The organism is Aeromonas sp. (genome assembly GCF_050252055.1).
Lineage (GTDB): Bacteria > Pseudomonadota > Gammaproteobacteria > Enterobacterales > Aeromonadaceae > Aeromonas > Aeromonas caviae.
Map to the genome: position 1 here is coordinate 627963 of NZ_JBFWLQ010000001.1, position 23453 is coordinate 651415.

Annotated in this window: 29 protein-coding genes; 10 read left to right on the top strand and 19 right to left on the bottom strand. The window is 59.4% G+C overall.

The window, feature by feature from the left end:
- Nucleotides 1-80: 80 nt before the first annotated feature.
- Nucleotides 81-989, bottom strand: a complete 909-nt coding sequence (locus AB7E19_RS02790; RefSeq protein ID WP_042014213.1) for a LysR family transcriptional regulator — start codon at nucleotides 987-989, stop codon at nucleotides 81-83.
- 119 nt (nucleotides 990-1108) lie between these two features.
- Between AB7E19_RS02790 and AB7E19_RS02795 the strand changes: the two genes are divergently transcribed.
- From AB7E19_RS02795 to AB7E19_RS02830, 8 genes are all read left to right on the top strand, one after another.
- A complete protein-coding gene (locus AB7E19_RS02795) occupies nucleotides 1109-1552 on the top strand; it encodes a carboxymuconolactone decarboxylase family protein (protein WP_010673680.1) in 444 nt (147 codons plus the stop codon).
- 506 nt (nucleotides 1553-2058) lie between these two features.
- Entirely contained in the window at nucleotides 2059-3147 is a 1089-nt protein-coding gene (cyoA, locus tag AB7E19_RS02800) for a cytochrome o ubiquinol oxidase subunit II (RefSeq protein ID WP_080767819.1), read from the top strand.
- 3 nt (nucleotides 3148-3150) lie between these two features.
- Nucleotides 3151-5127 carry a cytochrome o ubiquinol oxidase subunit I gene (cyoB, locus tag AB7E19_RS02805; RefSeq protein WP_322131923.1) on the top strand — a complete coding sequence of 659 codons (1977 nt, stop codon included), beginning with the start codon at nucleotides 3151-3153 and terminating at the stop codon, nucleotides 5125-5127.
- The gene (locus AB7E19_RS02810) at nucleotides 5048-5743 is read left to right on the top strand and encodes a cytochrome o ubiquinol oxidase subunit III (protein ID WP_322131922.1); all 696 of its coding nucleotides are present in this window, start codon (nucleotides 5048-5050) and stop codon (nucleotides 5741-5743) included. The genes cyoB and AB7E19_RS02810 overlap by 80 nt, the downstream gene beginning before the upstream one ends.
- Nucleotides 5744-6073 (top strand): cytochrome o ubiquinol oxidase subunit IV, encoded by a 330-nt coding sequence (locus AB7E19_RS02815; RefSeq protein ID WP_010673684.1) that lies wholly within the window; start codon nucleotides 5744-5746, stop codon nucleotides 6071-6073. It abuts the gene before it with no gap.
- Nucleotides 6074-6081: 8 nt separating this feature from the next.
- On the top strand, nucleotides 6082-6975 hold the full coding sequence (cyoE, locus tag AB7E19_RS02820) for a heme o synthase (protein ID WP_010673685.1): 894 nt from the start codon (nucleotides 6082-6084) through the stop codon (nucleotides 6973-6975).
- Between the two features lie 165 nt (nucleotides 6976-7140).
- Nucleotides 7141-8502 (top strand): MFS transporter, encoded by a 1362-nt coding sequence (locus AB7E19_RS02825; protein ID WP_253585211.1) that lies wholly within the window; start codon nucleotides 7141-7143, stop codon nucleotides 8500-8502.
- Between the two features lie 83 nt (nucleotides 8503-8585).
- A complete protein-coding gene (locus tag AB7E19_RS02830) occupies nucleotides 8586-8954 on the top strand; it encodes a DUF1428 domain-containing protein (RefSeq protein WP_010673687.1) in 369 nt (122 codons plus the stop codon).
- Nucleotides 8955-9096: 142 nt separating this feature from the next.
- On the opposite strand, the gene tauD is transcribed toward AB7E19_RS02830, so the two are convergent.
- The 6 genes from tauD to AB7E19_RS02860 form a co-directional block, all read right to left on the bottom strand.
- Nucleotides 9097-9948 (bottom strand): taurine dioxygenase, encoded by an 852-nt coding sequence (tauD, locus tag AB7E19_RS02835; protein WP_043155533.1) that lies wholly within the window; start codon nucleotides 9946-9948, stop codon nucleotides 9097-9099.
- Nucleotides 9949-10027: 79 nt separating this feature from the next.
- A complete protein-coding gene (gene tauC / locus AB7E19_RS02840) occupies nucleotides 10028-10858 on the bottom strand; it encodes a taurine ABC transporter permease TauC (RefSeq protein WP_042864156.1) in 831 nt (276 codons plus the stop codon).
- Nucleotides 10855-11622 carry a taurine ABC transporter ATP-binding subunit gene (gene tauB / locus AB7E19_RS02845; RefSeq protein ID WP_319887487.1) on the bottom strand — a complete coding sequence of 256 codons (768 nt, stop codon included), beginning with the start codon at nucleotides 11620-11622 and terminating at the stop codon, nucleotides 10855-10857. Before tauB ends, tauC begins: the two co-directional genes overlap by 4 nt.
- Before the next feature lie 16 nt (nucleotides 11623-11638).
- Nucleotides 11639-12613, bottom strand: a complete 975-nt coding sequence (gene tauA / locus AB7E19_RS02850) for a taurine ABC transporter substrate-binding protein (RefSeq protein ID WP_042014206.1) — start codon at nucleotides 12611-12613, stop codon at nucleotides 11639-11641.
- A 275-nt stretch (nucleotides 12614-12888) separates the two neighbouring features.
- Complete coding sequence (locus tag AB7E19_RS02855; protein WP_010673688.1) at nucleotides 12889-13992, bottom strand: ElyC/SanA/YdcF family protein; 1104 nt, start codon at nucleotides 13990-13992, stop codon at nucleotides 12889-12891.
- Nucleotides 13993-14141: 149 nt separating this feature from the next.
- Nucleotides 14142-15035 (bottom strand): LysR family transcriptional regulator, encoded by an 894-nt coding sequence (locus tag AB7E19_RS02860; protein ID WP_161653013.1) that lies wholly within the window; start codon nucleotides 15033-15035, stop codon nucleotides 14142-14144.
- Between the two features lie 100 nt (nucleotides 15036-15135).
- Between AB7E19_RS02860 and AB7E19_RS02865 the strand changes: the two genes are divergently transcribed.
- Nucleotides 15136-15624, top strand: coding sequence for a DMT family transporter (locus AB7E19_RS02865; RefSeq protein WP_274449800.1), 489 nt, complete (start codon nucleotides 15136-15138; stop codon nucleotides 15622-15624).
- A 98-nt stretch (nucleotides 15625-15722) separates the two neighbouring features.
- On the top strand, nucleotides 15723-16157 hold the full coding sequence (locus AB7E19_RS02870) for a DMT family transporter (RefSeq protein WP_045524056.1): 435 nt from the start codon (nucleotides 15723-15725) through the stop codon (nucleotides 16155-16157).
- Between the two features lie 272 nt (nucleotides 16158-16429).
- Here the strand turns inward: AB7E19_RS02870 and AB7E19_RS02875 are convergent, their stop codons facing one another.
- The 12 genes from AB7E19_RS02875 to AB7E19_RS02930 all read right to left on the bottom strand — a co-directional run bounded on the left by AB7E19_RS02875 (nucleotide 16430) and on the right by AB7E19_RS02930 (nucleotide 23450).
- The gene (locus tag AB7E19_RS02875; protein ID WP_010673692.1) at nucleotides 16430-16672 is read right to left on the bottom strand and encodes a DUF3297 family protein; all 243 of its coding nucleotides are present in this window, start codon (nucleotides 16670-16672) and stop codon (nucleotides 16430-16432) included.
- 102 nt (nucleotides 16673-16774) lie between these two features.
- The gene (locus tag AB7E19_RS02880) at nucleotides 16775-16954 is read right to left on the bottom strand and encodes a hypothetical protein (RefSeq protein WP_139736969.1); all 180 of its coding nucleotides are present in this window, start codon (nucleotides 16952-16954) and stop codon (nucleotides 16775-16777) included.
- A 177-nt stretch (nucleotides 16955-17131) separates the two neighbouring features.
- Nucleotides 17132-17419 carry a hypothetical protein gene (locus AB7E19_RS02885; protein WP_048208020.1) on the bottom strand — a complete coding sequence of 96 codons (288 nt, stop codon included), beginning with the start codon at nucleotides 17417-17419 and terminating at the stop codon, nucleotides 17132-17134.
- Between the two features lie 156 nt (nucleotides 17420-17575).
- Nucleotides 17576-18034: a DUF6678 family protein gene (locus tag AB7E19_RS02890; RefSeq protein WP_323900169.1), complete on the bottom strand. Its 459-nt coding sequence runs from the start codon at nucleotides 18032-18034 to the stop codon at nucleotides 17576-17578.
- A gap of 109 nt (nucleotides 18035-18143) precedes the next feature.
- Nucleotides 18144-18521, bottom strand: a complete 378-nt coding sequence (locus AB7E19_RS02895) for a DUF6896 domain-containing protein (protein WP_113725068.1) — start codon at nucleotides 18519-18521, stop codon at nucleotides 18144-18146.
- 214 nt (nucleotides 18522-18735) lie between these two features.
- Complete coding sequence (locus tag AB7E19_RS02900) at nucleotides 18736-19155, bottom strand: hypothetical protein (RefSeq protein ID WP_144034704.1); 420 nt, start codon at nucleotides 19153-19155, stop codon at nucleotides 18736-18738.
- Between the two features lie 302 nt (nucleotides 19156-19457).
- Nucleotides 19458-19646, bottom strand: coding sequence for a hypothetical protein (locus AB7E19_RS02905; protein WP_048208017.1), 189 nt, complete (start codon nucleotides 19644-19646; stop codon nucleotides 19458-19460).
- Between the two features lie 85 nt (nucleotides 19647-19731).
- Entirely contained in the window at nucleotides 19732-20127 is a 396-nt protein-coding gene (locus AB7E19_RS02910; RefSeq protein WP_368220009.1) for a DUF2750 domain-containing protein, read from the bottom strand.
- Nucleotides 20128-20289: 162 nt separating this feature from the next.
- A complete protein-coding gene (locus AB7E19_RS02915; protein WP_427934597.1) occupies nucleotides 20290-20490 on the bottom strand; it encodes a hypothetical protein in 201 nt (66 codons plus the stop codon).
- Nucleotides 20491-20646: 156 nt separating this feature from the next.
- Complete coding sequence (locus AB7E19_RS02920) at nucleotides 20647-21330, bottom strand: alpha/beta family hydrolase (protein WP_161646853.1); 684 nt, start codon at nucleotides 21328-21330, stop codon at nucleotides 20647-20649.
- Nucleotides 21331-21993: 663 nt separating this feature from the next.
- Nucleotides 21994-22470: an SMI1/KNR4 family protein gene (locus tag AB7E19_RS02925; RefSeq protein ID WP_427934598.1), complete on the bottom strand. Its 477-nt coding sequence runs from the start codon at nucleotides 22468-22470 to the stop codon at nucleotides 21994-21996.
- Between the two features lie 173 nt (nucleotides 22471-22643).
- The gene (locus tag AB7E19_RS02930) at nucleotides 22644-23450 is read right to left on the bottom strand and encodes a hypothetical protein (RefSeq protein ID WP_427934599.1); all 807 of its coding nucleotides are present in this window, start codon (nucleotides 23448-23450) and stop codon (nucleotides 22644-22646) included.
- Between the last annotated feature and the right edge of the window lie 3 nt (nucleotides 23451-23453).

A 23453-nucleotide genomic window follows, 5' to 3' on the forward strand; every position in this document is an offset into this window, starting at 1 on the left:
TGGCGACCCTCATTTCCAGACGCCGGGCCCTGTGCCCGGCGTCTGCGTTTTCAGGGTTTCGCCAGGAGGCTCTGTTGCGGTCAGCGCGGCCCTTGCAGGGGCCTGATCGCCTCGACCAGAAAGTCGATGAAGGCGCGGGTCTGGGGTTTGAGAAAGCGGCCGCCACGAAACACCGCGTGGATCTCGTCCTGGCGATCCTCGTAGGGGGAGGCGAGCCACTCTGGCAGCAGCGGCAGCAGGGTGCCCTCGTCGATGCTTTGCTGCACCATCCAGCTCGACAGCAGCAGCACGCCGCACCCCGCGAGGGCGGCGCAGAGCAGGGGCGTGCCCCCGACCGAGGCGAGGTTGCCCTGCACCGCCACCTTCTCGCGCTCCGTGCCCTGCTGGAAGTACCAGTGCTGGCGCTGACGCCCATGGCCGCGAATGAGGCAGTTGTGGTGGGCCAGCTCGGCGGGATGGGCGGGTTCGCCATGGCGGGCCAGATAGGTTGGGGAGGCGACCAGCAGCGAGCGGTTGGTGAGCAGATGGCGAGTGTGCAGGCTGCTGTCAGCGGGCTTGCCGATGCGCACCGCCACGTCCACGTTCTCGGCATCGAGATCCACCATGCGGTTGTCCAGCGCAACCTCCAGGCGCACCCCGGGGTAGCGGGCGAGGAAGTCGGGCAGGCGGGGAGAGAGCCAGGACGCGCCGAAGCTCTCGAACACCGAGACCCGCAGCGGCCCCTCTGGCGCCACCGAGAGGGGTTGCAGGGATTGCACCAGCTGATCCGCCTCCTCCAGCAGGGGCAGGGAGCGGGCGAGAAAATAGGCGCCCTGCTCGGTCAGCACCAGTTGGCGGGTGCTGCGCTTGAAGAGCGGGATCCCGAGCTGCTGCTCCAGGGCGTCGATGGCACGGGTCACGGAGGAGGGGGCCTGGTTGAGGGCGCGGGCGGCACGGGAGAAACTGCCCGATTCCACCACCTGGGCCAGGATGCGGATGCGATCCAGCATGGATTCACCTTTGCGATAAACGCAAAATTGTTGCAGGTTATGACGATATTCTAATCAACAATGAAAAAGTGAACAATCAGCTCACCGCCCCATCCGGGGTCCATCACAGGAGTCTTGCCATGTCACACCGTATCCAGCTCGCCAACCAGGTGCCCGCCGCCGTCTCGGCCATGATGGGCCTCGAGTCCTACCTCGGGGGCACCGACATTCCCCTGTCGCTCAAGGAGCTCATCAAGTTGCGCGCCTCCATGATCAACGGCTGCGCCTACTGCATCGAGATGCACGCCGACGTGGCGATGAAGCACGGGGAGAGCGCCCAGCGTCTGCTGGCGCTGGCCGCCTGGCAGGAGTCGCCGCTGTTCGACGCCCGGGAGCGGGCGGTGCTGGCCCTGACCGACGAGGTGACCCTGATTGCCGACAAGGGGCTCACGACGCAGACCTATGAGGCGGCGCTGGCCCAACTGGGGGAAACCCTGCTGGCCCAGTGTCTGGTGCAGGTGGTCACCATCAACGCCTGGAACCGGATCGCCGTGGCGACCCGGATGGAACATGATCACTCCTGACTCCGACTCCGAGTGAGGGAGAGAAAACGATTGTCAACGGGCCCGCACAAGGGCCCGTTTTGTTACGAAGTGTGCCTTCTGGCGCCAGGGGTTGCGACCGTTGTCGGGGGATGGGAAGTTAATCATACATTTGTTTGATTAATTATTTTTTTAATCTTCTCCGAAAAATACCCATCCAGATCAAGGCGTGGAGAAATGACCTGTGAGTCGAAAAGGGGCTGTATGGCTCTTTTTTGATCATAATGGCGGGTTAAAAACAGACCAAATGGATATTTTTGGTTAATTGGTGGTCACTTTTGGTGGCACGAGAGATTAACGGAAGATGAATTGCCGCGGTGTAACTTGAATAAATTGGTCATTGTCAAGGGATTAACATCTGATACCGCTTTCCATCACCTTTTGAACATTTTTGGGATTAATTTTTCATGTTGTTCACATGCCGGTCTGATGCAATAAAATGCTGCATTTTTTTATACCAATAAGCCTTCAAAAGATGAGGACATTGCATGAGACTCTTTGATGTGAAGAGGGGCTTGGGCGCTTTGCTGCTGCTCGCGACCGCCAGCTTGCTGAGTGGCTGCGACATGGCACTGATGAGCCCCAAGGGGCAGGTCGGTATGGAGCAGAAGTCACTGATACTCACCGCACTCGGCTTGATGCTGATCGTGGTGGTGCCCGTGATTGTCATGGCGGTGGCGTTCGCCTACAAATACCGGGCGTCCAACACCAGTGCCACCTATGCGCCGGACTGGGCCCACTCCAACAAGATTGAGGCAGTCGTCTGGACTGTACCCGTCATCATCATCGTCATCCTGGCGGTGATCACCTGGAAAACTTCCCACTCCCTCGACCCCTACAAGCCGCTGGAATCGGACGTCAAACCGGTTCAGGTGGATGTCATTTCCCTGGACTGGAAGTGGTTGTTCGTCTATCCGGAGCTGGGCATTGCGTCGGTCAACGAGCTGGCCTTCCCGGTCAACACCCCGGTCAACTTCCGGGTGACCTCCGACACCGTGATGAACTCCTTCTTCATCCCGCAACTGGGCGGCCAGATCTACGCCATGGCCGGCATGCAGACCAAGCTGCACCTGATTGCCAACGAAGCGGGCGAGTACAAGGGCATCTCCGGCGGTTACAGCGGTGCCGGTTTCTCCGGCATGAAGTTCAAGGCCATCGCGACCCAGGACCAAGCCGGTTTCGACGCCTGGGTAGCCAAGGTGAAGGCCTCTTCCAAGGCCCTGAGCACCATGGATGAGTTCAATGCCCTGGCCAAGAAGAGCGAAAACCACCCGGTGGAGTACTTCGCCAGCGCCGATCCCAAGCTGTTCGTCAACATCATCAACAAGTTCATGGGCGGCATGTCCCATGGTGGTCACGCCACCCCGGCTGCGGGCTCCGCGGATCACGAGGGCATGAACCACGAGGCCATGAACCATGACGCCGCCCCGAAAGCGGGTGCCATGGACCACGAAGGGATGAACCATGAGGCCTCGCAAGAGGACGCCATGGAGAACCAGGCCATGAACCATGACGCCCATGCCGGACACATGGCCATGTCGGCCGACAAGAGTGTGAAAGCAGGATCCGAGGAATAATCGATGTTTGGAAAATTGACACTCGAGGCTATTCCGTACCATGAACCCATCATCATGGTCACGATAGCCGGTATCATTCTGGGGGGCCTGGCCATCGCCGGTCTCATCACTTACTACGGCAAGTGGCAATATCTGTGGAAAGAGTGGCTGACCTCGGTCGACCACAAACGCCTCGGTATCATGTATCTCATTCTGGGCATGGTCATGCTGCTGCGTGGCTTTGCCGACGCCGTGCTGATGCGTGGCCAGCAGGTCATCGCCTCCGGGGGTGGCGAAGGCTACCTGAATGCCCATCACTACGACCAGATTTTCACCGCCCACGGCGTCATCATGATCTTCTTCGTGGCCATGCCGCTGGTGATCGGTCTGATGAACATCGTGGTGCCGCTGCAAATCGGTGCCCGTGACGTGGCCTTCCCCTTCCTGAACAACCTGAGCTTCTGGTTCACCGCCGCGGCCGTGGTGCTGATCAACGTCTCCCTCGGGGTCGGTGAATTCGCCCAGACCGGCTGGCTGGCCTATCCGCCCTTGTCGGGGCTGGAGTTCAGTCCCGGGGTCGGGGTCGATTACTGGATATGGAGTCTGCAGATTTCGGGTCTGGGGACCCTGCTGACCGGCGTGAACTTCTTCGCCACCATCATCCGCATGCGTGCCCCTGGCATGACCATGATGCGCCTGCCGGTCTTCACCTGGACCGCCCTGTGTGCCAACATCCTGATCATCGCCTCCTTCCCGATCCTGACCGTCACCATCGCCCTGCTCACCGCAGACCGCTACCTGGGTACCCATTTCTTTACCAATGACATGGGTGGCAACATGATGATGTACATCAACCTGATCTGGGCCTGGGGTCACCCCGAGGTGTACATCCTGGTGCTGCCGGTGTTCGGGATCTTCTCCGAAGTGGTGGCGACCTTCTGCAAGAAGAAGCTGTTCGGTTACACCTCCCTGGTGTGGGCGACCGTGGCGATCACCGTGCTCTCCTTCATCGTGTGGCTGCACCACTTCTTCACCATGGGGTCCGGCGCCAACGTGAATGCCTTCTTCGGCATCACCACCATGATCATCTCCATCCCGACCGGGGTGAAGATCTTCAACTGGCTGTTCACCATGTACCGCGGTCGCATCGAGTTCACCTCGCCCATGCTGTGGACCGTCGGCTTCATCATCACCTTCACCGTGGGTGGCATGACCGGGGTACTGCTCTCCGTGCCGGCCGCCAACTTCGTGCTGCACAACAGCCTGTTCCTCATCGCCCACTTCCACAACGTCATCATCGGCGGCGTGGTGTTCGGCTGCTTCGCCGGTATCACCTACTGGTTCCCGAAAGCGTTCGGCTTCAAGCTGGATGACGTCTGGGGCAAGCGTGCCTTCTGGTGCTGGATCACCGGCTTCTTCGTGGCCTTCATGCCGCTCTACGTGCTGGGCTTCATGGGCATGACCCGTCGTGTCAGCCAGAACATCGATCCCGAGTTCCACGGCTGGCTGGTGGTCGCCGCCTGCGGCGCCGGTCTGATTGCCCTGGGCGTGCTGTGCCAGGTCATCCAGATCGTGGTCAGCATCCGCGACCGCGAGAAGAACCGCGACCTGACCGGCGATCCCTGGGGTGGCCGTACCCTGGAGTGGGCGACGTCCTCTCCGCCGCCGTTCTACAACTTCGCCATCGAGCCGAAGGTCACCGGTCTGGACGCCTTCTGGGAAGCCAAGGCTGACGGCAGCGCTTACAAGAAGCCTGCCCAGTATGCCCCCATTCACATGCCGAAGAACTCCGGTGCCGGTGTCATCATCGCCGCCTTCAGCGTGGTGTTCGGCTTTGCCATGATCTGGCACATCTGGTGGATGGCCATCGCCGGCTTCATCGGCATGATCGCCACCTGGATCATCCACAGCTTCAACGACAATGTGGACTACTACGTACAGGTTGACGAGATCGAGCGCATCGAAGGTCAGCATTTCGACAACATCAACAAGGTGGCTTAATTCCATGGCGACTGACGTACTACATCACTCTCACGGTGCCCATGAGGATGGGCACCACGATGCCGGTGCCACCAAGGTATTCGGTTTCTGGATCTACCTGATGAGTGACTGCATCCTGTTCGCGACCCTGTTCGCGACCTATGCGGTCCTGGTCAACGGCACTGCCGGCGGCCCCACCGGCAAGGACATCTTCGAACTGCCGTTCGTGTTCGCCGAAACTATGCTGCTGCTGCTGAGCTCCATCACCTTCGGGTTCGGCATGCTGGCCATGAACAAGAACAAGATTGCGGCGGTCAACACCTGGCTGTTCGTCACCTTCCTGCTGGGTGCCGGCTTCATCGCGATGGAAATCTACGAGTTCCATCACCTGATCGTGCACGAGGCGGGCCCGGATCGCAGCGGCTTCCTCTCTGCCTTCTTCACCCTGGTGGGGACCCACGGTCTCCACGTGACCAGCGGCCTGGTCTGGATCATCGTGATGATGGTGTCGATCACCAAGAAGGGGCTGACCGAGCGCAACCGCACTCGCCTGATGTGCCTGAGCCTGTTCTGGCACTTCCTCGACGTGGTATGGATCTGCGTCTTCACCGTGGTCTATCTGATGGGGGTCATGTAAATGAGTCATTCCGTTGACAATCACGGCGCCAGCCACGGCAGCGTCAAGTCCTACATGATCGGCTTCGTGCTGTCACTCATCCTGACCGCCGTGCCGTTCTGGATGGTGATGGACGGCTCCGCCTCCCACGCCGTGGTGCTCGGCACCGTGGTGGCCATGGCGGTGGTGCAGATCTTCGTACACCTGGTCTACTTCCTGCACATGAACACCTCCTCCGAGGAGCGCTGGAACCTGGTGGCACTGGTCTTTACCGTGCTCATCATCGCCATCGTGGTCGTGGGTTCCCTGTGGATCATGTACAACCTCAACATCAACATGATGGTTCACTGAGCGGGTTGATGATGATGAAGCAATACCTGCAAGTGACCAAGCCGGGCATCATCTTCGGCAACCTCATCTCGGTTATCGGGGGATTCCTGCTGGCCTCGAAGGGGAGCCTGGATGTGCCCCTGTTCATCCTGACCATGGTGGGGGTGTCACTGGTGGTGGCCTCCGGTTGCGTGTTCAACAACTACATCGACCGGGACATCGACTGCATCATGGAGCGCACCAAGAACCGCGCCCTGGTGCGGGGGCTCATCGCCCCCGGTGTCTCCCTCTGGTATGCGACGGCGCTGGGCGTTGCGGGCATTGCACTGCTCTACTTTGCGGCCAATCCGTTGGCCGCCTTGCTGGCGGTGCTGGGCTTCCTGGTTTATGTGGGGGTCTACAGCCTCTACATGAAGCGCCACTCGGTCTATGGCACCCTGGTCGGCAGCCTCTCCGGCGCCGCGCCGCCGGTCATCGGCTACTGCGCGGTGAGCGGGCAGTTCGACTCGGGGGCCCTGATCCTGCTAGCGATCTTCAGCCTGTGGCAGATGCCGCACTCCTATGCGATCGCCATCTTCCGCTTCAAGGACTACCAGGCTGCCAACATCCCGGTGCTGCCGGTGGTGAAGGGGATCCCGGTGGCCAAGCTCCACATCACCCTCTACATCCTGGCGTTCATGGTGCCGACCCTGATGCTGTTCCTCGGCGGCTACGCCGGGTACAAGTATCTGGTGGTGGCCACCGCGGTGAGCGTCTGGTGGCTGGGGATGGCGCTGTCGGGCTACAAGGCGGCGGTGGACGACTCCCTCTGGGCGCGCAAGCTGTTCATGTTCTCCATCGTCACCATTACTTGCCTGAGCGTGATGATGTCGGTGGACTTCCAGCCGGACGCAGCGCCTGTATTGGTGAGCATGCTGCCCTGATAGTGTGAACTGCACCCCTGAAATGCATGAAATCCAGAGCCGGGAATCTTCCCGGCTCTGCTATTATGGGCGCCGCCCTGCAAGGGGCATCGCCGATTTTTCGGGGGCGGCCGGGCGCCTGTCACCCCTTTCTTTCCCTCTTCTTTTTGACTCATCGAGGCCCTCATGAATGATTTCACCATGACGAGGGGCGAGCGACGCGCGACCTGGGCGCTCGGCTCCGTCTTCTCGCTGCGCATGCTAGGCATGTTTATGGTGCTGCCGGTGCTGACCACCTACGGCATGTCCCTGGCGGGCGCCTCCGAGGCGCTCATCGGGCTTGCCATCGGCATCTACGGCATGACCCAGGCCCTGTTCCAGATCCCCTTCGGCCTGCTCTCCGACAAAGTGGGGCGCAAGCCCCTCATCGTCGGCGGCTTGCTGATGTTTGCCCTTGGCAGCGTCATCGCCGCCCTGAGCGACGCCATCTGGGGGGTCATCGTCGGGCGCGCCCTGCAAGGGAGCGGCGCCATCTCCGCCGCCGTCATGGCGCTCCTGTCGGATCTCACCCGGGAGCAGAATCGCACCAAGGCGATGGCCTTCATCGGGGTGAGCTTTGGCATCACCTTCGCCATCGCCATGGTGACCGGCCCCCTCATCACCCATGCCCTGGGCTTGTCCGGCCTCTTCTGGCTCATCGCCCTGCTGGCCCTGGCCGCCATCGCCATGGTGCTCTGGGTGGTGCCGACCCCGGCGGCCCACCTGCAAAATCGCGAGTCCGCCATGGTGCGAGGCAGCTTTCGTACCGTGCTCACCAACCCTCGCCTGCTCAAACTCAACCTCGGCATCCTCTGCGTCCACACCCTGCTGATGTCGAGCTTCGTGGCCCTGCCGCCCCTGCTGGAACGTGCGGGCCTGCCCCGTGACAGCCAGTGGCAGGCCTATCTGGTCACCATGCTGATCGCCTTCGTGAGCGTGGTGCCCTTCATCATCTATGCCGAGAAGCACCGCCAGATGAAGCGGGTCTTCATCGGGTGCGTGGTGGTGATGCTGGCCGCCGAGCTGGTGCTCTGGCAGAGCGGCCAGCAGTTGTGGGGTCTGCTCGCCGGGTTGCAGCTCTTCTTCATCGGCTTCAACGTGATGGAGGCGCTGCTGCCGTCTCTTATCAGCAAGGAGTCCCCGCCGGGCTACAAGGGCACCGCCATGGGGATCTACTCCACCAGTCAGTTCCTCGGGGTCGCCATCGGCGGCAGTCTCGGCGGCCTGCTCTACAGCCTGGGGGGCGGCCCCCTGGTGTTTGGCGGTTGCGCCGCCCTGGCCCTCGCCTGGCTCGGGGTGAGCCTCACCATGGCCGAGCCCCCTTATGTGAGCAGCCTGCGCATCGTGTTGCCGGAAGGGGTCGAGGCCACCCCGGCCCTGGAACAGCGGATCCGCGCTTGCGAGGGGGTAAGCGACGTGCTGCTGGTGCGCGAGGAGCACTCCCTCTACGTGAAGGTGGACAGCAAGCGCCTGACCCGCAGCGATCTGGAGCGGCTGGTCTCTTTGTGATGGCGGGCTGCGCGGGGCGGTGCAGAGCGCGGGCTGAAGGGCGGCTGCTATGCTGAGATCCTCACTCACAGGAGGAACCTCTGATGTCATACGTGGACGGATTCGTGCTCGCCGTGCCGACGGCCAACAAGCAGGCCCTGATCGATCATGCGGGGCAGTTTGACCCCATCTTCCTCGAATACGGCGCCACCCGGGTGCTGGAGTGCTGGGGGGACGACGTGCCTCACGGCAAGCAGACCGACTTTTACCGGGCGGTGGCGGCCAGGGAGGATGAAACCGTGGTCTTCTCCTGGGTGGAGTGGCCGAGCAAGGCGGTGCGGGACGACGCCATGGGCAAGATGATGCAGGACCCCAGGATGGACCCCGCCAATCCCCTGCACCAGACCATGCCGTTTGACGGCGCCCGCATGATTTTCGGGGGCTTCACCACCGTGCTGGAGCTCAAGGGCTGAGACCGGCCATCGGGGCTTCACCCTGGTGGCCGGAGCGCAAGGGCCGATAGCAACACCCAGGCCCGTCAGATGATGAAAAAGCCCGCCAGCCGGCGGGCTTTTTGCTGGGCGTTATCTCATGGTCGCTCTCCATGGGGGACGTTCAGCCCGGGCGCCAGAAGGGCTTGTCCCCGAGAATGGTGGCCCTGTGCATCACCCGGCGGGCCGGCAGGTAGTCGGCATTGGCATAGTGCTGGGTCACCCTGTTGTCCCAGATGGCGATGTCGTTCTCCTGCCAGCGCCAGCGCACCTGAAACTCGGGGCGGGTGATGTGCTCGAACAGAAAGCCGAGCAGGGCCTCGCTCTCTTTGGGGGGCAGCCCGGGCAGCCGGGTGGTGAACCCCTCGTTGACGAACAGGGCCTGACGGCCGCTCACCGGATGGGTGCGGATCACCGGGTGGCGCAGGGGCGGGTGACGGGCCACGGCTGCCTGCCAGCGTTGGCGCGCCTCTTCGCTGTCATCATGGCGATGGGCCGGGAAGGACTTGGTGAAGTCGTGCTCGGCTTCCAGTCCTGCCAGCAGGGTTTGCAGGGGCGGGGAGAGGGCCGCCAGCGCCGCGATGCCGCTGGCCCAGAGGGTGTCCCCCCCGGTGGGGGGCAGCTGCTTGGCGGCCAGAATGGCCAGTGCCGGGGGCGTCTCGATAAAGGTCACGTCGGTGTGCCAGTTGTCGTTGTCCGGCGGATTGTCGTCGTGGGTATCGAGCACGATGATCTCCTCGGCCTCCTCCGTGTGGGGGTAGACGGGGTGGATGTGCAGATCCCCGAAGCGGTTCGCCAGCGCCCGCTGGGCTCGCGGGGTGATGGGCTGGTTGCGAAAGAACAGCACCTGGTATTTGAGCAGGGCGCGATGGAGCTGCTCGAACTGCCCCTGGCTCAGGGGCTCGGCCAGATTGACGCCGGCGATGACGGCGCCGATGTGGGGGCCGAGGGGGGTAATGGTCAACTTGTCGGTCATGGTCTTGCTCCATGTCTGGGGGCGTGAAGGCCCGATGCCAATAGGAAAGGAGGGCGAAGGAAAGCGGTCAGCCTGTGGCTCATTGTCCTTCTCCATGCCAGGGGGTGAGCCTGCGCTGCAGGGCGCGCAGGCCCAGTTCCAGTACGAAGGCGATCAGGGCGATCACCAGGATGCCCGCCAGCACCACGTCGGTGGCGAGAAACTCGCCGGCGGATTGCACCATGAAGCCCACCCCCCGGGTGGCGGCGATAAGCTCGGCCGCTACCAGGGTGGACCAGCCCACCCCGAGCCCGATGCGAAGCCCGGTCAGGATGTCCGGCAGGGCTCCTGGCAGGATCACGTGCCAGAGCACCTGGGACCGGGATGCGCCCAGCGCCTGGGCCGCCCGCACTCGCACCGCGTTGGCGCTCTGCACCCCCGCCAGGGTCGCCAGGGCCACGGGCGCGAAGATGGCCAGATAGATGAGCAGCACCTTGGAGGTCTCGCCGATGCCAAACCAGATCACCATGAGTGGCAGGTAGGCGAGCGGCGGCACCGGGCGGTAGAGCTCAATGAGGGGATCCAGCACGCCGCGCACCGTGGGGGAGAGCCCCATGGCGATGCCCACTGTGATGCCAAAGAACGCCGCGGCAGCGAGCGCCACCAGGATGCGCCCCAGGCTGGCCCCCAGGTGTTGCCACAGGGTGGCATCCATAAAGCCCGTTGGGCCTGCGATGGTGATGAGCTGTGCCAACACCCGCTGTGGGGGCGGCAGGAACAGGGGGTCGACCCAGCCGAAGTGGGCCACCAGCCACCACAGGGCCAGCAGCACGATCAGGGTGGCGAGGCTCAGGGTCAGGCGGCGGGACAGGGGCCAGCCCGCTGCCCGTGCGTGGGTGAGATCCCGTTGCCGGGCGAGGGCGAGAGTCATGCGAAGGCCTCCCGCTCTGCGAACACCCGTTCCAGCACGTATTCACGGCGCTCGATGAAGGCCGGATCGGACTTGATGCTGCGGCAGGGCTCCCCGGCGGCGAAGCGGCGACCGAAATCCAGGGTCAGCCGCTCCGTCACCCGCCCGGGGGAGGGGGAGAGCAGCACCAGATCGGTGGCCATGAAGATGGCCTCCTCGATGTCGTGGGTGATGAGCAGCACCTGACGCCGGTGCTCGTGCCACAGGCGCAGCAGCAGAGTCTGCATCTGCTCCCGGGTGAAGGCGTCCAGGGCGCCGAAGGGCTCGTCCAGCAGGAGCAGGCGGGGTTGGGTGGCCAGGGCCCGGGCGATGCCGACCCGCTGGCGTTGGCCGCCGGAGAGCTGCCAGATGGCGCGATCGCCGGCCCCCTCCAGCCCCACCTGACGCAGCAGTGCCTGGGCCTGTTCGGTGCGTTCGGCACTGGGCACACCCGCCAGCTGCAGGCCGAGGGCCACGTTGTCTCGCACGTTGCGCCAGGGCAGCAGCCCCTCGCTCTGGAACACCACGCCGCGCTCGGCGCCGGGGCCGGTGACCGGCTTGCCCTCAAGGCTTATCTGGCCGTGGTGGCAAGGCTCGAAGCCCGCCACCAGGTTGAGGAGGGTCGTCTTGCCCGAGCCCGAGGGCCCCAGCACCACCATCAGCTCCCCCTCGGACAGGGAGAGGTTGATGTTGTCGAGCACCCGCCTGCCGGCGTACTCGGCGCACACATGAGAGAGCAGCAGCATGGTCGTCTCCTTGGATTTACTGGGCCACGGCTTTCACGAAGCGATCGGTCACGAACTGGCGGTAGTCCGAGGCGGCGTTCGCGACCTTGCCCTGGCTCTCGAGGAAGCGGGCGGTGTCGATGATGGTCTGGTTGACGAGGCGCCCGAGCTCGGCGCTCTGGGCCTTCGCATCGAGGTAGGTGTTGCCCTTCACCAGCGCGGGAACGTCCGCCTCGGGAACGCCGCTCAGCTTGGCCAGCTTGGCGAGATTGTCCGGCTTGGTGAGCCAGCCGTCGGGGTTGGCCAGGTAGTCACGCTGGGCGGCCAGGGTGCTGTTCACGAAGGCCTGCACCACTTCGGGGTGGGCCTTGGCAAAGTCCTTGCGCACCACCCAGACGTCCAGGGTCGGCGCCCCCCAGTCACCCACCTGGGCGGAGTCGGTCAGCACCTTGCCCTCCTTGGTGAGCTGGTTGAGGGCGGGGGCCCAGACATAGGCGCCGTCGATGTCGCCCCGCTGCCAGGCGGCGATGATGGCCGGTGGTTGCAGGTTGACGATCTGCAGCGTCGCGGGGTCGACGTTCCAGTGCTTGAGGGCCGCCAGCAGGCTGTAGTGGGTGGTGGAGGTATAGGGCACGGCGATGCGCTTGCCCGCGAGATCCTCGGGTTTCGCGAGCCCCTGCTTCACAACCAGGGCCTCGGACTCCCCGAGCTTGGAGGCGAGCAGGAACACCTCGATGGGCAGATTCTGGCTCGCCGCCACTGCCAGGGGGCTGGAGCCGATGTTGCCTATCTGCACGTCGCCGGAGGCGAGCGCCCGTACCACGCTGGCGCCGCTGTCAAACTTGCGCCAATCCACGGTGGCGCCGCTCTCCCTGGCGAAGCTGTTGTCGGCCTGGGCTACCTTGGCAGGTTCGGCGGAGGTCTGGTAGGCCACGGTGACGTCGAGGGCCTGGGCGGACTGGCCGAGCAGCATGGAGGCCGCGAGCCACAGAGAGATGCCTTTTGCTGTCATGATGCACTTCCTTGTTGGGGGTGTTGGAAGCCACATCTTTATCTGAACATCCCCGGGGGCGAAGGAACGAGAAGGGTGCTCTCATGCCGTTTGGTTCTTAGAAAAAGAACGGTAAATCAATGATCTGATTGAGATATGCCAGAAAGTGGATAGCTTGCTCACCCGCCGTCTATCGGGTGGCTGGCGCAAGGGGCCAAGGGCTAGCCCCCAGGGGGCGCAGTGACTGGCAGGGGGAAGAGAGGAAAAGGCCCCGCCAGGGTGGCGGGGCCGGGGGATCAGCGCTCCACCAGCGGGGCCGAGCGGTAGCTCCACAGGCCATAGGTACGCAGGGCGTCCCGGTAGATGCCAAGCAGCTCCTCCGGGCTTGCCTTGGCCAGGGCCGAGAGGGGCTTGTCCGGGTAGGCGACGCTGTCGATGCGGATGTTCGCCGGGCCGCTCTGCCAGCAGGCTATTTCCAGCAGGGTCTGGCCCCGGCGCACATGGCTCGCCGAGCTCACCAGGGTGGCGAACTCAATCTCGTGGCGGGCGAGGGCATAGCCGCTGTAGAGGGCGTTCTCCACCGTGCTGGTGGCGTAGTTCTCCTCGATGATGCGGGAGCGGTCGATGCCCTTTTTCGCCAGCCAGTCCGCCATCAGCTTGCCCTCGGTCTGGCGGTTCTGGGGCACGCCGCCGGTGAGGATGACGAGGGCCGCCGGATCGGCCTGGGCCAGGGCGCGGGTGGTCTCGAGGCGTCCCAGCAGGATGTCGTGCATGGAGCCATCGGGATTGAGGGCATAGCCCAGGGTGACGATGGCGCGGCGCCCCTTCTTCTCGCCCCGTCCCTGACGTTCCTTGAGGGGGGTGGCGACCACCCTGTCCACGGTGGCGAACAGCCGCTGCAAGTCGGCGGCGCGACCGGCATTGAGCTCGCCGACCCGCTTGAGGTAGCCATCGGATTTGGCCTGGTTGCCCTTGAAGCGCTGCCAGGTGGCCAGATAGGTGTTGATGTCCAGATCGTCCGGGGCGGCGGTGAGGGCCTGCTCGAACAGGGCGATGGCCCTGTCCACGTTGCCGTTGTAGATCTGGGCGTTGGCCGCCGAGATGAGCAGATCGGTGCGATAGGGCTCAAGCTGGTGGGCCTCCAGCAGCAGGGTGGTCACCTGCTCCATGTTGCTCGGCATCTTGGCGGTAAAGCCCGCATCGGAGACCCGGGCGGGGGAGTGGAAGATGCGGGCGGCGTCTGCCAGCAGCTGATCCACCACCTGGCGCTTGCTGATGAACTGCTCGTAATTCTGCTCCTTTTGCAGGGAGCGCACCGGGGCGGCCCAGGCATCGGATGAGACAACGAGCGGCAGCGTCAGCAGGCTGGTGAGGGTCAGGGCAATCGCGGTTTTCTTCATCATGGGGCTCCCTGTGGGGTGCGGGGCGCGATGCCGTGGCTCGTCCCCTGAATGCTTTTCCAATAAAAACAGATGCTTGGTTTGCTGCCTACTCTACTCCCTTCCCGATGAAAAAAACGTGAACCGTTCCGGTTATCCCGATGCCCCCCTCAGCGCAGCCCCAGACGCGCCTGCAGGAAGGCCAGCCAGGCCTCCACCTTGGCGGGCAGGTGGCGGCGCTTGGGATAGACGCACCAGATGCCGTGCTCGGGCAGGGCATGGTCTGGCAGGACGGGCACCAGCCGCCCGATGGCGAGATCCCGCGCCACGATGAAGTCCGGCATGTTGCCGATGCCAAGCCCCGCCAGCAGCGCGGTGTGGATGGCATCGCTGTTGTTGACCTCGAAATTGCCCCTGGGGGTGATGGCCACCTCTCCTTCGGGCCCGTGCAGCCGCCACTGGGTGCCGCCGCGAAACAGGGAGTAGAAGAGGCAGTTGTGGCGCTCGAGATCCGCCGGGATGCGGGGCGTGCCGGCCTGTGCCAGGTAGGCGGGGGCGGCGCACAGGGTGCTGAGACAGGGGGCGAGGCGGCGGGCGACCAGGCTCGAATCCTCCAGCTCGCCGATGCGCACCGCCACGTCGAACCCCTCGGCCACCAGATCCTGCCGGGCGTCGCTCATCTCCAGCTGCAACTGCACCTCGGGGTGGAGGGCGAGAAACTCGGGGACAAGGGGAGCGATGTGGCGCCGGCCATAGACCATAGGCACCGTCACCCGCAGCAGGCCGCGGGGGGCCGATTGCAGGGCGCCGATGGCATCTTCCCCGTCGCTGGCCAGGCGCACTGCATGGCGCACCGTCTCGAAGTAGCGCTCCCCCGCCTCGGTGAGGGTGAGGGAGCGGGTGGTGCGATAGAGGAGCTGGCAGCCGAGGGCCTGCTCGAGCTGGCTCACCTTCTTGCTCAGCACCGACTTGCTGAGGCCGAGTTGACGGGCGGCGCCGGAGAAGGTGCCCGACTCCACCACGGCGACGAAGGCGGGGAGCAGGGCGAAGGCTTCCTGGTTCATGTTGTTCTCGTTATGGAAACAATGTTGTTCCAGGAGGGTAGATTATCCCCAAATCAAAAACAATTTACCCTGCTCATCAGTTCAACCAAGGAGCAACCCCATGATCCCCCCGCTTGTTGACCGCGGCCCCGGCCGCCCCGCCCTCGGCCAGACACTTGGCCAGACCCTGGGTGCCCTGGCCGCCTTCGCCGCCGGCCTGCTGCTGGCGCTGATGATCGCCCAGAACGGCGCCCTGTCCCGCGCCACCGACCCCTGGCTCGCAAGTTGGCTGGCCCACGGGGTCGGCAGCCTGGTGGCCGGGCTCCTGTGGTGGCTCTCCCCAAGGCCCCCGACGCCGGAGGCGGCCCCGCCCTGGGCCTGGCTCGGCGGTCTGCCGGGGGCGCTCACCGTGGTGCTGGCGGCCCTGTGCCTCAACTCGCCCCTCGGCATGGCGGGCACCCTGGCCCTGCTGCTGCTCGGCCAACTGCTGTTTGGTGCCCTGTGCGATGGCCTCGGCTGGCTCGGACTGGCTCGCCGCCGCCCCTCGGGAAAGGACGCGCTCGCCACCCTGCTGGTGATGGCCGGCGCCCTGCTTATCGTGCTCGGCTAGGAGAAACACCGTGACCATATTGATCCTGATGGGACTGCTCACCGCCTTGCTGGTGATGGCCAGCGCCCTGTTTATCGTGCTCGGCTAGGAGAAACACCATGACCCTTCTGATCCTGTTGGGACTGCTGAACGGCGTGGCGGTGAGCCTGTCGCGCACCCTCAACGGCCGCCTCGCCAGCGCCCGGGGCGCCATGACGGCGTCCCTTGCCAACCACCTGCTCGGCTTCGGGCTGCTCGGCGCCCTGCTCATCCTCAAAGGGGCACCCTGGGAGCGGCTCGCCGGGCTCGATCCCTGGCTGCTGCTCGGCGGGGTGCTGGGGGCGCTGTTTGTCGCCATCAGCAGTTGGGCCATCGGCCGGATCGGCGCCCTGGCCTGCGCCCTGCTCATCGTCACGGGCCAGCTGGCGGGGGGCGCCCTGCTCGATGCCCTGGCCGGACGGCTGGCCGCGAGCGATCTGCTCGGCATCCTGCTGGTGCTGGCGGGGGCTGCGCTGCAACGCTGGCAGGGCGGCAAGTCGCGCTCCCGAGGGTGAGTGGGGCGGTGATGGCCTGGGTAAACCGGCAGGGATGACAAGAGCGTCGCCCTGCCTGGATGCCAAAGGCGGCTCGCCTGCCGGATCAGGGCCCAGATGAAAAGGAAAAGGCGAAAGAAAGGGAAGGAAAGGAAGAAACAGGAAGGCAACAGAGAGCAAAGAAAGAGAGGTGCCTGTAACCCTGGGCCGCCCTTAACAGCAGAACACCGGCGCAAGGCCGGTGTTCTGAACAGCATGGCGGCGGGCCCGGCGGGGCGCGCGGTCAGGGCCGCTTAGGCGTAGAAAGCCTCGACGGTGCCCTTGACGGTGATCAGCATGGGGTTGCCGTAGCGATCCTTGGCCTTGGGGGAGGGGATCTTCACCCAACCTTCGCTGATGCAGTACTCCTCGACATTGGTGCGCTCCTTGCCGTTCACGCGAATGCCGATCTCGTGCTCGAAGCACTCCGCCACATGGTGCGGGCTGCGCGGGTTGGCCGCCAGACGGTCGGGCAGTGCAGGTTTGTTGTCGCTCATTTTATTTACCTGAGAGTGATAAAAAGTGGGTCATTGTAGGCAATGCCCGCCATGGGCTCAAGGCTGCGTCTGCGCAGCCTTGAGAATCTGTGATGAGGTCGGTCAGGAGGCGCGCCAGGCCTTGATCCTGCCATAGGTGGTGCCAGCCAGAGTGACAAGAAACATGACGACATAGCTTAAGAGCGGCGGGTCGAAATAGAGATCCTCCGGCAGGCTGCAAAGATAGAGGAAGGCAACCGCCAGAAGCGGTGTCAACAGAAGTTGGATAAGTGTTCTTATCATGGGGCGATTCACTTATTGGATGCGAAATATGGAGGATCAGGCGCTTGTCGCGAGCCTTTCGCTGCGTTAATCAGCCATGCCAGTTGGTGTGATTCAACGATGGGTCATCTTCTTCCGGCTCCCTATTCTGTCACGAGGTGCTATTTTGCGATTCCGGCCTGACGGGGAGTTGCCTTGTCACTCCGGTAGTTGAGATAACCATGCGACAAACCATTCAGCAGGCATGGAGGCAGACTCTTTATTCAACGCAACGTGGATATCCCAGTTCGATTCTACCTCCGCGAGTATGGGCATCACGGCATCAATCTCTGCGGGGGCATCTATATCAGCGTATTTGTTCCAGAAAGCCTCACACCAGTGAGCAATGGACTCATGATGATGAGGTGCACTTTCTGGATGGGCGCCCCATGTCAAAACCTGTTTTACATTGTCTGGCGTAAATGCCAGCTGTATTTCATCGAGCATATTGTTTTACCTGCAACATCAGTTGTGGTGACGATGGTTGATATGTCCAGTGACACAACCCTGTGTAGGGCATGTATTTGCACCAAGACATTCGTCGCTCTTTTTGGGGCGCAAGTCGTTTGCGCAATGCAGAAAAATAAGGGTCAACACAGTACGCTAGTTCGCGCAGTGGTCCTGCCGCTGCGCCTGTAGAGACTGGTTGTGCATGCAGACGAAAAAGGGATGGCTCTCTTTTCTCACATAGCCCCAGACCCGGATACCACGCTCCAGCATGGTAAATTTGACACCGGCCTGGCTCGCAATATGAATCGCTTCATCCGTGAAATCTTCAATATCCGGTGCCAGCAATGCCCCTCTGGAGTGAGCCTGGTATGCCAGGACGTCCAGGAACTCCATGGTCCATAAGTTGCCCCAATATTGGGCCAGTTCTGGTGTATAGCTCTTGCCATCTTCTGGAAATGTGGAACCATCCAGATCCGTTCGCCGGTATTGGAAGAACCTGTTGCTCTGATGCAGCAACGCAAAAAGACGATTCCATTTGGAATTGTTCGAAACAGACGTCATGCCTGCCTTGATAACATACTCTTTGACGGGCTCTCTATGTCGAATGTCCATCATTATCCTCCCGATCGAATGACACCTTGCCCGGGAAATCTACGCCGCCCTGTCGTGACACGACCCACTAAAACCAGATATGGGTTTGATAAACGACAGGTGTTGTAGATCACCTGTCAAGCGCCATTTTTATAACGCGGTCAAGCAGTTCTTCGTCCTCATACAGCTCGCGGTACGCGGTGAAAGAGAGGTTGCCTTCATTGTACTGTTTTTCAAAGAATATTTTTAAGCGCCATTCGTCGGGATCTGGCTTGTTGAAATCAAAGTCTATTCCACCGACAGAAGCAGTTCGGTATATATCGACACCAACACCATGAGTACGATAGACCCAATGAGTCCCTGGTATGGTCATGCTTCCCCTATGCTTTGGCTCCAATATTTCCTCTGCGGAGGCCAGATGAAAAACACGTACAAGCAGCTCTTCAGCCCACTTCCTTTGTGCATACCATAGCGGAATAAGGTTTTTGATTTTTTCCAGATTGTCCATTTTGCCTTCTCAGATTCTATGTTATGGCGTGTTATATCCAGCGGCGGCAACCTATCTCACGGTCAACATGCATAACAGAAATTTCTTCTGCGGCAGATTCTGTGTTGGGGATTTGGCTGCAATATTGCCCGACCTGTTGGCAAGATGGGGTGTTCAATCCAGACCAGTGAAGGCTATGAACGTCTTGAATGACAGGCCGACAAGACAAGAGTGATCATGGGAACAACCGCTCATAAAGCTCTTGTTCAAATGGCATGCCAAACGGGCTGGCAGTCACCAGATTCTTGCTGTAGCCATGTTTGTTTCCCTGTGCAATAAACCCCAGTGGCGTACCCTTGACCAACAGGGCGACGGAATGACCGTCAGGCGCCCAACGCAGCTCAATATCGCTTTCGAGGGGCGCATCACCTTCACTACCAGGAACAACAAACTTGAGGATTGCCGGCGGTGCGTTGTTGCCGCAGTACTCATTCAGATGTTCAGGGGATGGTACCGTATTGAGCAGCCAACAGTCCGCTGCAGGGTAATCAGACCCGGAGTCTGTCATGTAGAGCCAGACCGAAGTTCCTTCATCAGCAAGAATGGCCGCCTTATGGGAAACAGGATGTCTTTCGGATAGAAAAAGGGGGTTCATTTTTGATGAGCCTCAGATTGAGAGCATGAGCGCACCATCAGATACCAGGTCCGTACCGGGATATCCGAATATGTCTGATGGAAATATATTCATGGTGAGGGATTGATACACGGCCTGGATTGCGGTGCAAACATGAACATCAACCAGGAAAATTCATATAGCGCCAGTTCACAGCGATATAATTTGTTTTTTCCAAGCATATTGACTGATTTTTAGAGCCTGCCAAATTGATAAAAATGAATCGCTACATGATCCACCTGTTATCAAAAAATTGAAAGGCATCATGGTTAAAGCATGTCTTGTCATTGACTTTCTGTTCTTTTTGGAACCAGAGCCAATATCAATGTTGCAACCGGGCCTAGCAGCAATGAAATAAAAAACCAGGCCAAACCGCTACGATTCTTCCCTTGGGCGAGGACAGCATTGATTAGCATCAATGTCCCCCACCCAACAAAAAACTGTTTGCCGGTTTCAAGGTAGTCTGGGTTCAAAAGATGCTCCTTTTCTTTTATCTGCTGAGGTCCGAGTTCAGGCGCCGTTATGAGAAGCCCGACAGGAATGGGTGACCGCTGACACCTAGTAGTTTTCCAGCTCATATGCCAGGGCTGCCGATAACGCTTGTGCCGTCATGGTCACAGCGGCGTCCTGAGGGGTGGGGAATATTGCGAGCGGAATGCCCAGTCTGGACATTTCAGGCAACCACTCGCCTATCAGGTCGTCCAGGCCAATGATCTCAGGTTTCGCCGTTGACCAAGGACCCGTGGCACATACGCTGGCGTATTCAGGGTGAGGCCAGATGGCAAATGCTGGCTTGCCACAACCATCAATATCGCCAGACACCCAGCCGTCAGATGCACGCAATCCCCAGGCAGACTCCTGGTCTGCGACGCGTTTGATGAAATGCATGACACGCTCTGTCGACGGAAGAGCAAGGACGTTTTGCATTTCCTTTTCAGTGAGTCGGTAGCTCATATTTTCTCAATGGTTAATATAGAACCCGTGGCTGTTTTCAAGTGCCGGTTTTTGGTGAGTGGTGTGCTGCATGGTTTGCCAACAACTGGCTGCTACAGAGACATCTCAATGTTGGCAAGCGCCATTTGCTTTTTTGGACCCCAGTTTAATGGAATCGATTTTTTACTCCCCCACCATGCGCAATTTTTTTGTTTCAACCCATTGATGACGGATCTTGGAAAAATGCTCAGGTGTGGAGTGTTGATCATAATCAAAACCTGACTCGGCACCACAACATTCGCAAATATCAAACGTGGTGTAATTAAACTCATTCAACACGGTTATATCTGTAAAGCCACAGATTGGGCATCCTTCACTTTTCAAGAATACCTCAATAGTAATTAGCCGGAAAGGAGGTAATAATAAAAAAGTGGTCTCATCATCAAAGAAGAACCACCTCTGGTCAATAGGCAGGTGAACTGATTATCCCGCCTGTTTCAAACCGTCCCTGGTCTCAACACATGCATCTGTTTATAAATATCAAGACCGTTTCACCAAACCCGAGTAGTTTTCAATGGCATCAACCAATCGGGTGATGGTGGCATCATCGACAGTGAAATTATGATTCGTATCAAAATAAGAAATCTGAATATTCTCACTGAGAGGGTAGTGATCTTCTATACCCAGACCACCATATTCATCATGAACACCCTGGATAATCAGCATGGGAGTTTGGAGATGTGCCAGATGCTGATAACGTTCTGGCTCATCCTGCGAATCAGGATGTTTGAAAGGGTAGCCCAGGCAAATTATTTTCTTGAGACCCAGTTCATCGGCGATCAATGATGACACCCGTCCACCTGAAGAGCGTGCAAGCACGATGACACGTTCAGCGATACCCTGGCTGCTGATTGTCTTCTTGAGAAAATCACAACGAGATAACACAGCGTTGTCTTTCCTGTGATACAGATAGGAAAAATACGATGGGTGCAAGATACCATAGAGTACCTGTGCCGCCCGAAGATGTAATCGTTCCAGGCGTTTTGGAAGAAGACGGAGCCGTTTTACCCATTTTCTGAATGAAAAAATGAAGCTGGCCGCTGGATCCTCCCAACGAATGTCGACATTGTTTTTTCTCAATCTGGTCAGCAGGGCCTGGTTCAATGCTTCATCTCTTTGCCAATCGTCGCGGCCGACTAAAAGCAGAATTGGAGTCTTGGTCACACTCAGATCTCGATACGATGAAAAAGTCCCGGCTATGTTGCCGGATTATTGGTCGAAATCGAAGCCCTTGCAGTGGTTGAACCTGCATTGAGCGCCATCTTTTTCGAGTCTGGCGCCACAATCCTGGCAAGGCTACCGCCCCTGAGTTCCAGCCCCCAGTTCGCTGCTGTTAACCTGCGAGATAGCAACAATCGCTGTCATGGCCTTCTCCCGAGAGAGGGATTGTCGTTTGGCTATCATAAGGGCTCTGATCGGGTCATGGGAAGAGGGGGGGAGAAAAATACTATTAGCTTCAATACATTAGTGAAAAATTATTGTTTTAAGCGGGCTGCTGAGTGAGCAGATGTATGAAAAAAGCCCCTTCGCTCCTGCCGACTTCCGTCGAGCGAGGCGACAACGATGCCGTGATTGGCAACAAGCAGGAAAGCGAAAGGGCGTCGATCTGGCGGGGTGATGCAGCGATTGCAGCTGTATCCCTATGGGAGTCGAAAATCAAAAACGTAGACACCCATCTTTTGTGTTCTGGCTATCCAGCGCCTTGCTCAGCAAGGCGGGTGTGCGATATGTCGGTACTTTTGGCTGTGGGCACATGCTCCCGGCCTCACCTGTTTGCCAGTATGTTAATTGGCGTTACCCTGTCGTTTGCTAGCCCTTGTAAAGCGCCTAGCCATATAAGTACCCCAAACTAACAAAGCTTGAATTGAGCCAATAAAGACAAGAACCTTTATTTTTGACCAAGTTATTCAAGAGCGATGTGAAACTGTATGCGATTATGGGGGAATCACTCGTTGCATGGAGGTCCCAGAAGCTATCGTAACAGTAGCCAAATTGAGAATACCCGAGATTTATGCTTATTGCTTGTTCAGGGCCATTTCTTGCGATGATATAGAAATCATTGGACATATCATCTTTGGGTATGTCTTGCTCATATCCTTCAGGCAGTATAGATGGATTCGCAGGGATTAATTCTGCTGGTGTCGAGATTTTGAAACAATAGTCACTTGCCTCAAAAAGAATGACACCACCGCAGAGTGAATAAAATTCTTTTAAATCATCTGGAATATCCATGTCAGGAATGCCTGAAGGTGGCAATACCTTGCAGTTTTCCATCTCACCAATCCGTTGGATCAACTCTCTCATTCTCTGGTTTCCTGAACTATCACTGCGCTTGACAGTAATTGGATAATTTGTTTTTATTCACTGCGGTTCCTTGTATGTACAAATTCACACAAAGCCTTGGCATACGCTACTTTTGCTTGGATTCACAGTGTCTCATATCTTTATTTTTTGCATCCAGATACCCTGCAAGGTATCTAGAAAATGATTTTGTACAGTTTGTCATAGTAAAAACCATCAAAGTCAGCAACCGTTTTTAGGGTAAACGGTGCTGGCAAGGTGAATCGTTTCCAGGTTTCCTTGAAGATCTCGTCACCATCTTCTTGCGCATTCTGATTGATGTTCTCCTTTATTAATATTTTCTTGGTCGAGAAGTTGATGCTCGTCACCCGCTCGACGAGGGGGCCGCGGTTTTCACTCAGGTCGTAGCCAATCAATTCGAAACCGGCGTTCTGATATCTGAATTTGTAAGACCAGTAACCATAACGTCCATGGCCATAGTGGATCTGCAAGATCCCTTTCTCTACGGAGACCCAAAGCTCAGGGGCAAAATAGACACCACCATCTTCATTCTCCGAGGAGAAACAGCTTGGATTATCGAGCGCCAGCTCATAGTGATCCCCCTTATTGAACGCGATGATAAGACCTCGCCGATTACGATCCAGCTCACCACGGTATTCGTCAACAATGACATTGCGCTTGTCAGTGCCTTTGATGACGATGACCATATCACTCTGGCCATCCTTGTTTAAATCCCCCTCGATTTTCTCAAAGACGACATATCCCTTGGGAACAAAATCGAGCGGGTCTTTGGCTTTCAGAGGTGCGCCTTCGGCTAAAACTTGTGCTTGCAACAGCATTAAAAGCAGGAATAACCCTTTTTTCATCACCATTCCGTTTTCGTATGACTCTATAAATGGTGAATGATGCGTAAGATGGATACCCATGGCAAGCGCTTTGAGCCATGAATGGTGACAAGCCTGTCTGTTCAGAGGAATACTCAAAAC

What these genes read in the sequence shown, in the direction of transcription:
- AB7E19_RS02900 (WP_144034704.1), bottom strand. Translation starts at nt 19,155, where the DNA reads ATGAACCCCCTTTTTCTATCCGAAAGACATCCTGTTTCCCATAAGGCG.
- AB7E19_RS02875 (WP_010673692.1), bottom strand. Translation starts at nt 16,672, where the DNA reads ATGAGCGACAACAAACCTGCACTGCCCGACCGTCTGGCGGCCAACCCG.
- AB7E19_RS02855 (WP_010673688.1), bottom strand. Translation starts at nt 13,992, where the DNA reads ATGAAGAAAACCGCGATTGCCCTGACCCTCACCAGCCTGCTGACGCTG.
- cyoA (WP_080767819.1), top strand. Translation starts at nt 2,059, where the DNA reads ATGAGACTCTTTGATGTGAAGAGGGGCTTGGGCGCTTTGCTGCTGCTC.
- tauB (WP_319887487.1), bottom strand. Translation starts at nt 11,622, where the DNA reads ATGCTGCTGCTCTCTCATGTGTGCGCCGAGTACGCCGGCAGGCGGGTG.
- AB7E19_RS02910 (WP_368220009.1), bottom strand. Translation starts at nt 20,127, where the DNA reads ATGAGCTACCGACTCACTGAAAAGGAAATGCAAAACGTCCTTGCTCTT.
- tauC (WP_042864156.1), bottom strand. Translation starts at nt 10,858, where the DNA reads ATGACTCTCGCCCTCGCCCGGCAACGGGATCTCACCCACGCACGGGCA.
- tauD (WP_043155533.1), bottom strand. Translation starts at nt 9,948, where the DNA reads ATGACCGACAAGTTGACCATTACCCCCCTCGGCCCCCACATCGGCGCC.
- AB7E19_RS02925 (WP_427934598.1), bottom strand. Translation starts at nt 22,470, where the DNA reads ATGAGAGAGTTGATCCAACGGATTGGTGAGATGGAAAACTGCAAGGTA.
- tauA (WP_042014206.1), bottom strand. Translation starts at nt 12,613, where the DNA reads ATGACAGCAAAAGGCATCTCTCTGTGGCTCGCGGCCTCCATGCTGCTC.
- AB7E19_RS02825 (WP_253585211.1), top strand. Translation starts at nt 7,141, where the DNA reads ATGAATGATTTCACCATGACGAGGGGCGAGCGACGCGCGACCTGGGCG.
- cyoB (WP_322131923.1), top strand. Translation starts at nt 3,151, where the DNA reads ATGTTTGGAAAATTGACACTCGAGGCTATTCCGTACCATGAACCCATC.
- AB7E19_RS02885 (WP_048208020.1), bottom strand. Translation starts at nt 17,419, where the DNA reads ATGCTCGATGAAATACAGCTGGCATTTACGCCAGACAATGTAAAACAG.
- AB7E19_RS02860 (WP_161653013.1), bottom strand. Translation starts at nt 15,035, where the DNA reads ATGAACCAGGAAGCCTTCGCCCTGCTCCCCGCCTTCGTCGCCGTGGTG.
- cyoE (WP_010673685.1), top strand. Translation starts at nt 6,082, where the DNA reads ATGATGATGAAGCAATACCTGCAAGTGACCAAGCCGGGCATCATCTTC.
- AB7E19_RS02865 (WP_274449800.1), top strand. Translation starts at nt 15,136, where the DNA reads ATGATCCCCCCGCTTGTTGACCGCGGCCCCGGCCGCCCCGCCCTCGGC.
- AB7E19_RS02830 (WP_010673687.1), top strand. Translation starts at nt 8,586, where the DNA reads ATGTCATACGTGGACGGATTCGTGCTCGCCGTGCCGACGGCCAACAAG.
- AB7E19_RS02895 (WP_113725068.1), bottom strand. Translation starts at nt 18,521, where the DNA reads ATGGACAATCTGGAAAAAATCAAAAACCTTATTCCGCTATGGTATGCA.
- AB7E19_RS02790 (WP_042014213.1), bottom strand. Translation starts at nt 989, where the DNA reads ATGCTGGATCGCATCCGCATCCTGGCCCAGGTGGTGGAATCGGGCAGT.
- AB7E19_RS02815 (WP_010673684.1), top strand. Translation starts at nt 5,744, where the DNA reads ATGAGTCATTCCGTTGACAATCACGGCGCCAGCCACGGCAGCGTCAAG.
- AB7E19_RS02870 (WP_045524056.1), top strand. Translation starts at nt 15,723, where the DNA reads ATGACCCTTCTGATCCTGTTGGGACTGCTGAACGGCGTGGCGGTGAGC.
- AB7E19_RS02810 (WP_322131922.1), top strand. Translation starts at nt 5,048, where the DNA reads ATGTGGACTACTACGTACAGGTTGACGAGATCGAGCGCATCGAAGGTC.
- AB7E19_RS02795 (WP_010673680.1), top strand. Translation starts at nt 1,109, where the DNA reads ATGTCACACCGTATCCAGCTCGCCAACCAGGTGCCCGCCGCCGTCTCG.
- AB7E19_RS02890 (WP_323900169.1), bottom strand. Translation starts at nt 18,034, where the DNA reads ATGGACATTCGACATAGAGAGCCCGTCAAAGAGTATGTTATCAAGGCA.
- AB7E19_RS02880 (WP_139736969.1), bottom strand. Translation starts at nt 16,954, where the DNA reads ATGATAAGAACACTTATCCAACTTCTGTTGACACCGCTTCTGGCGGTT.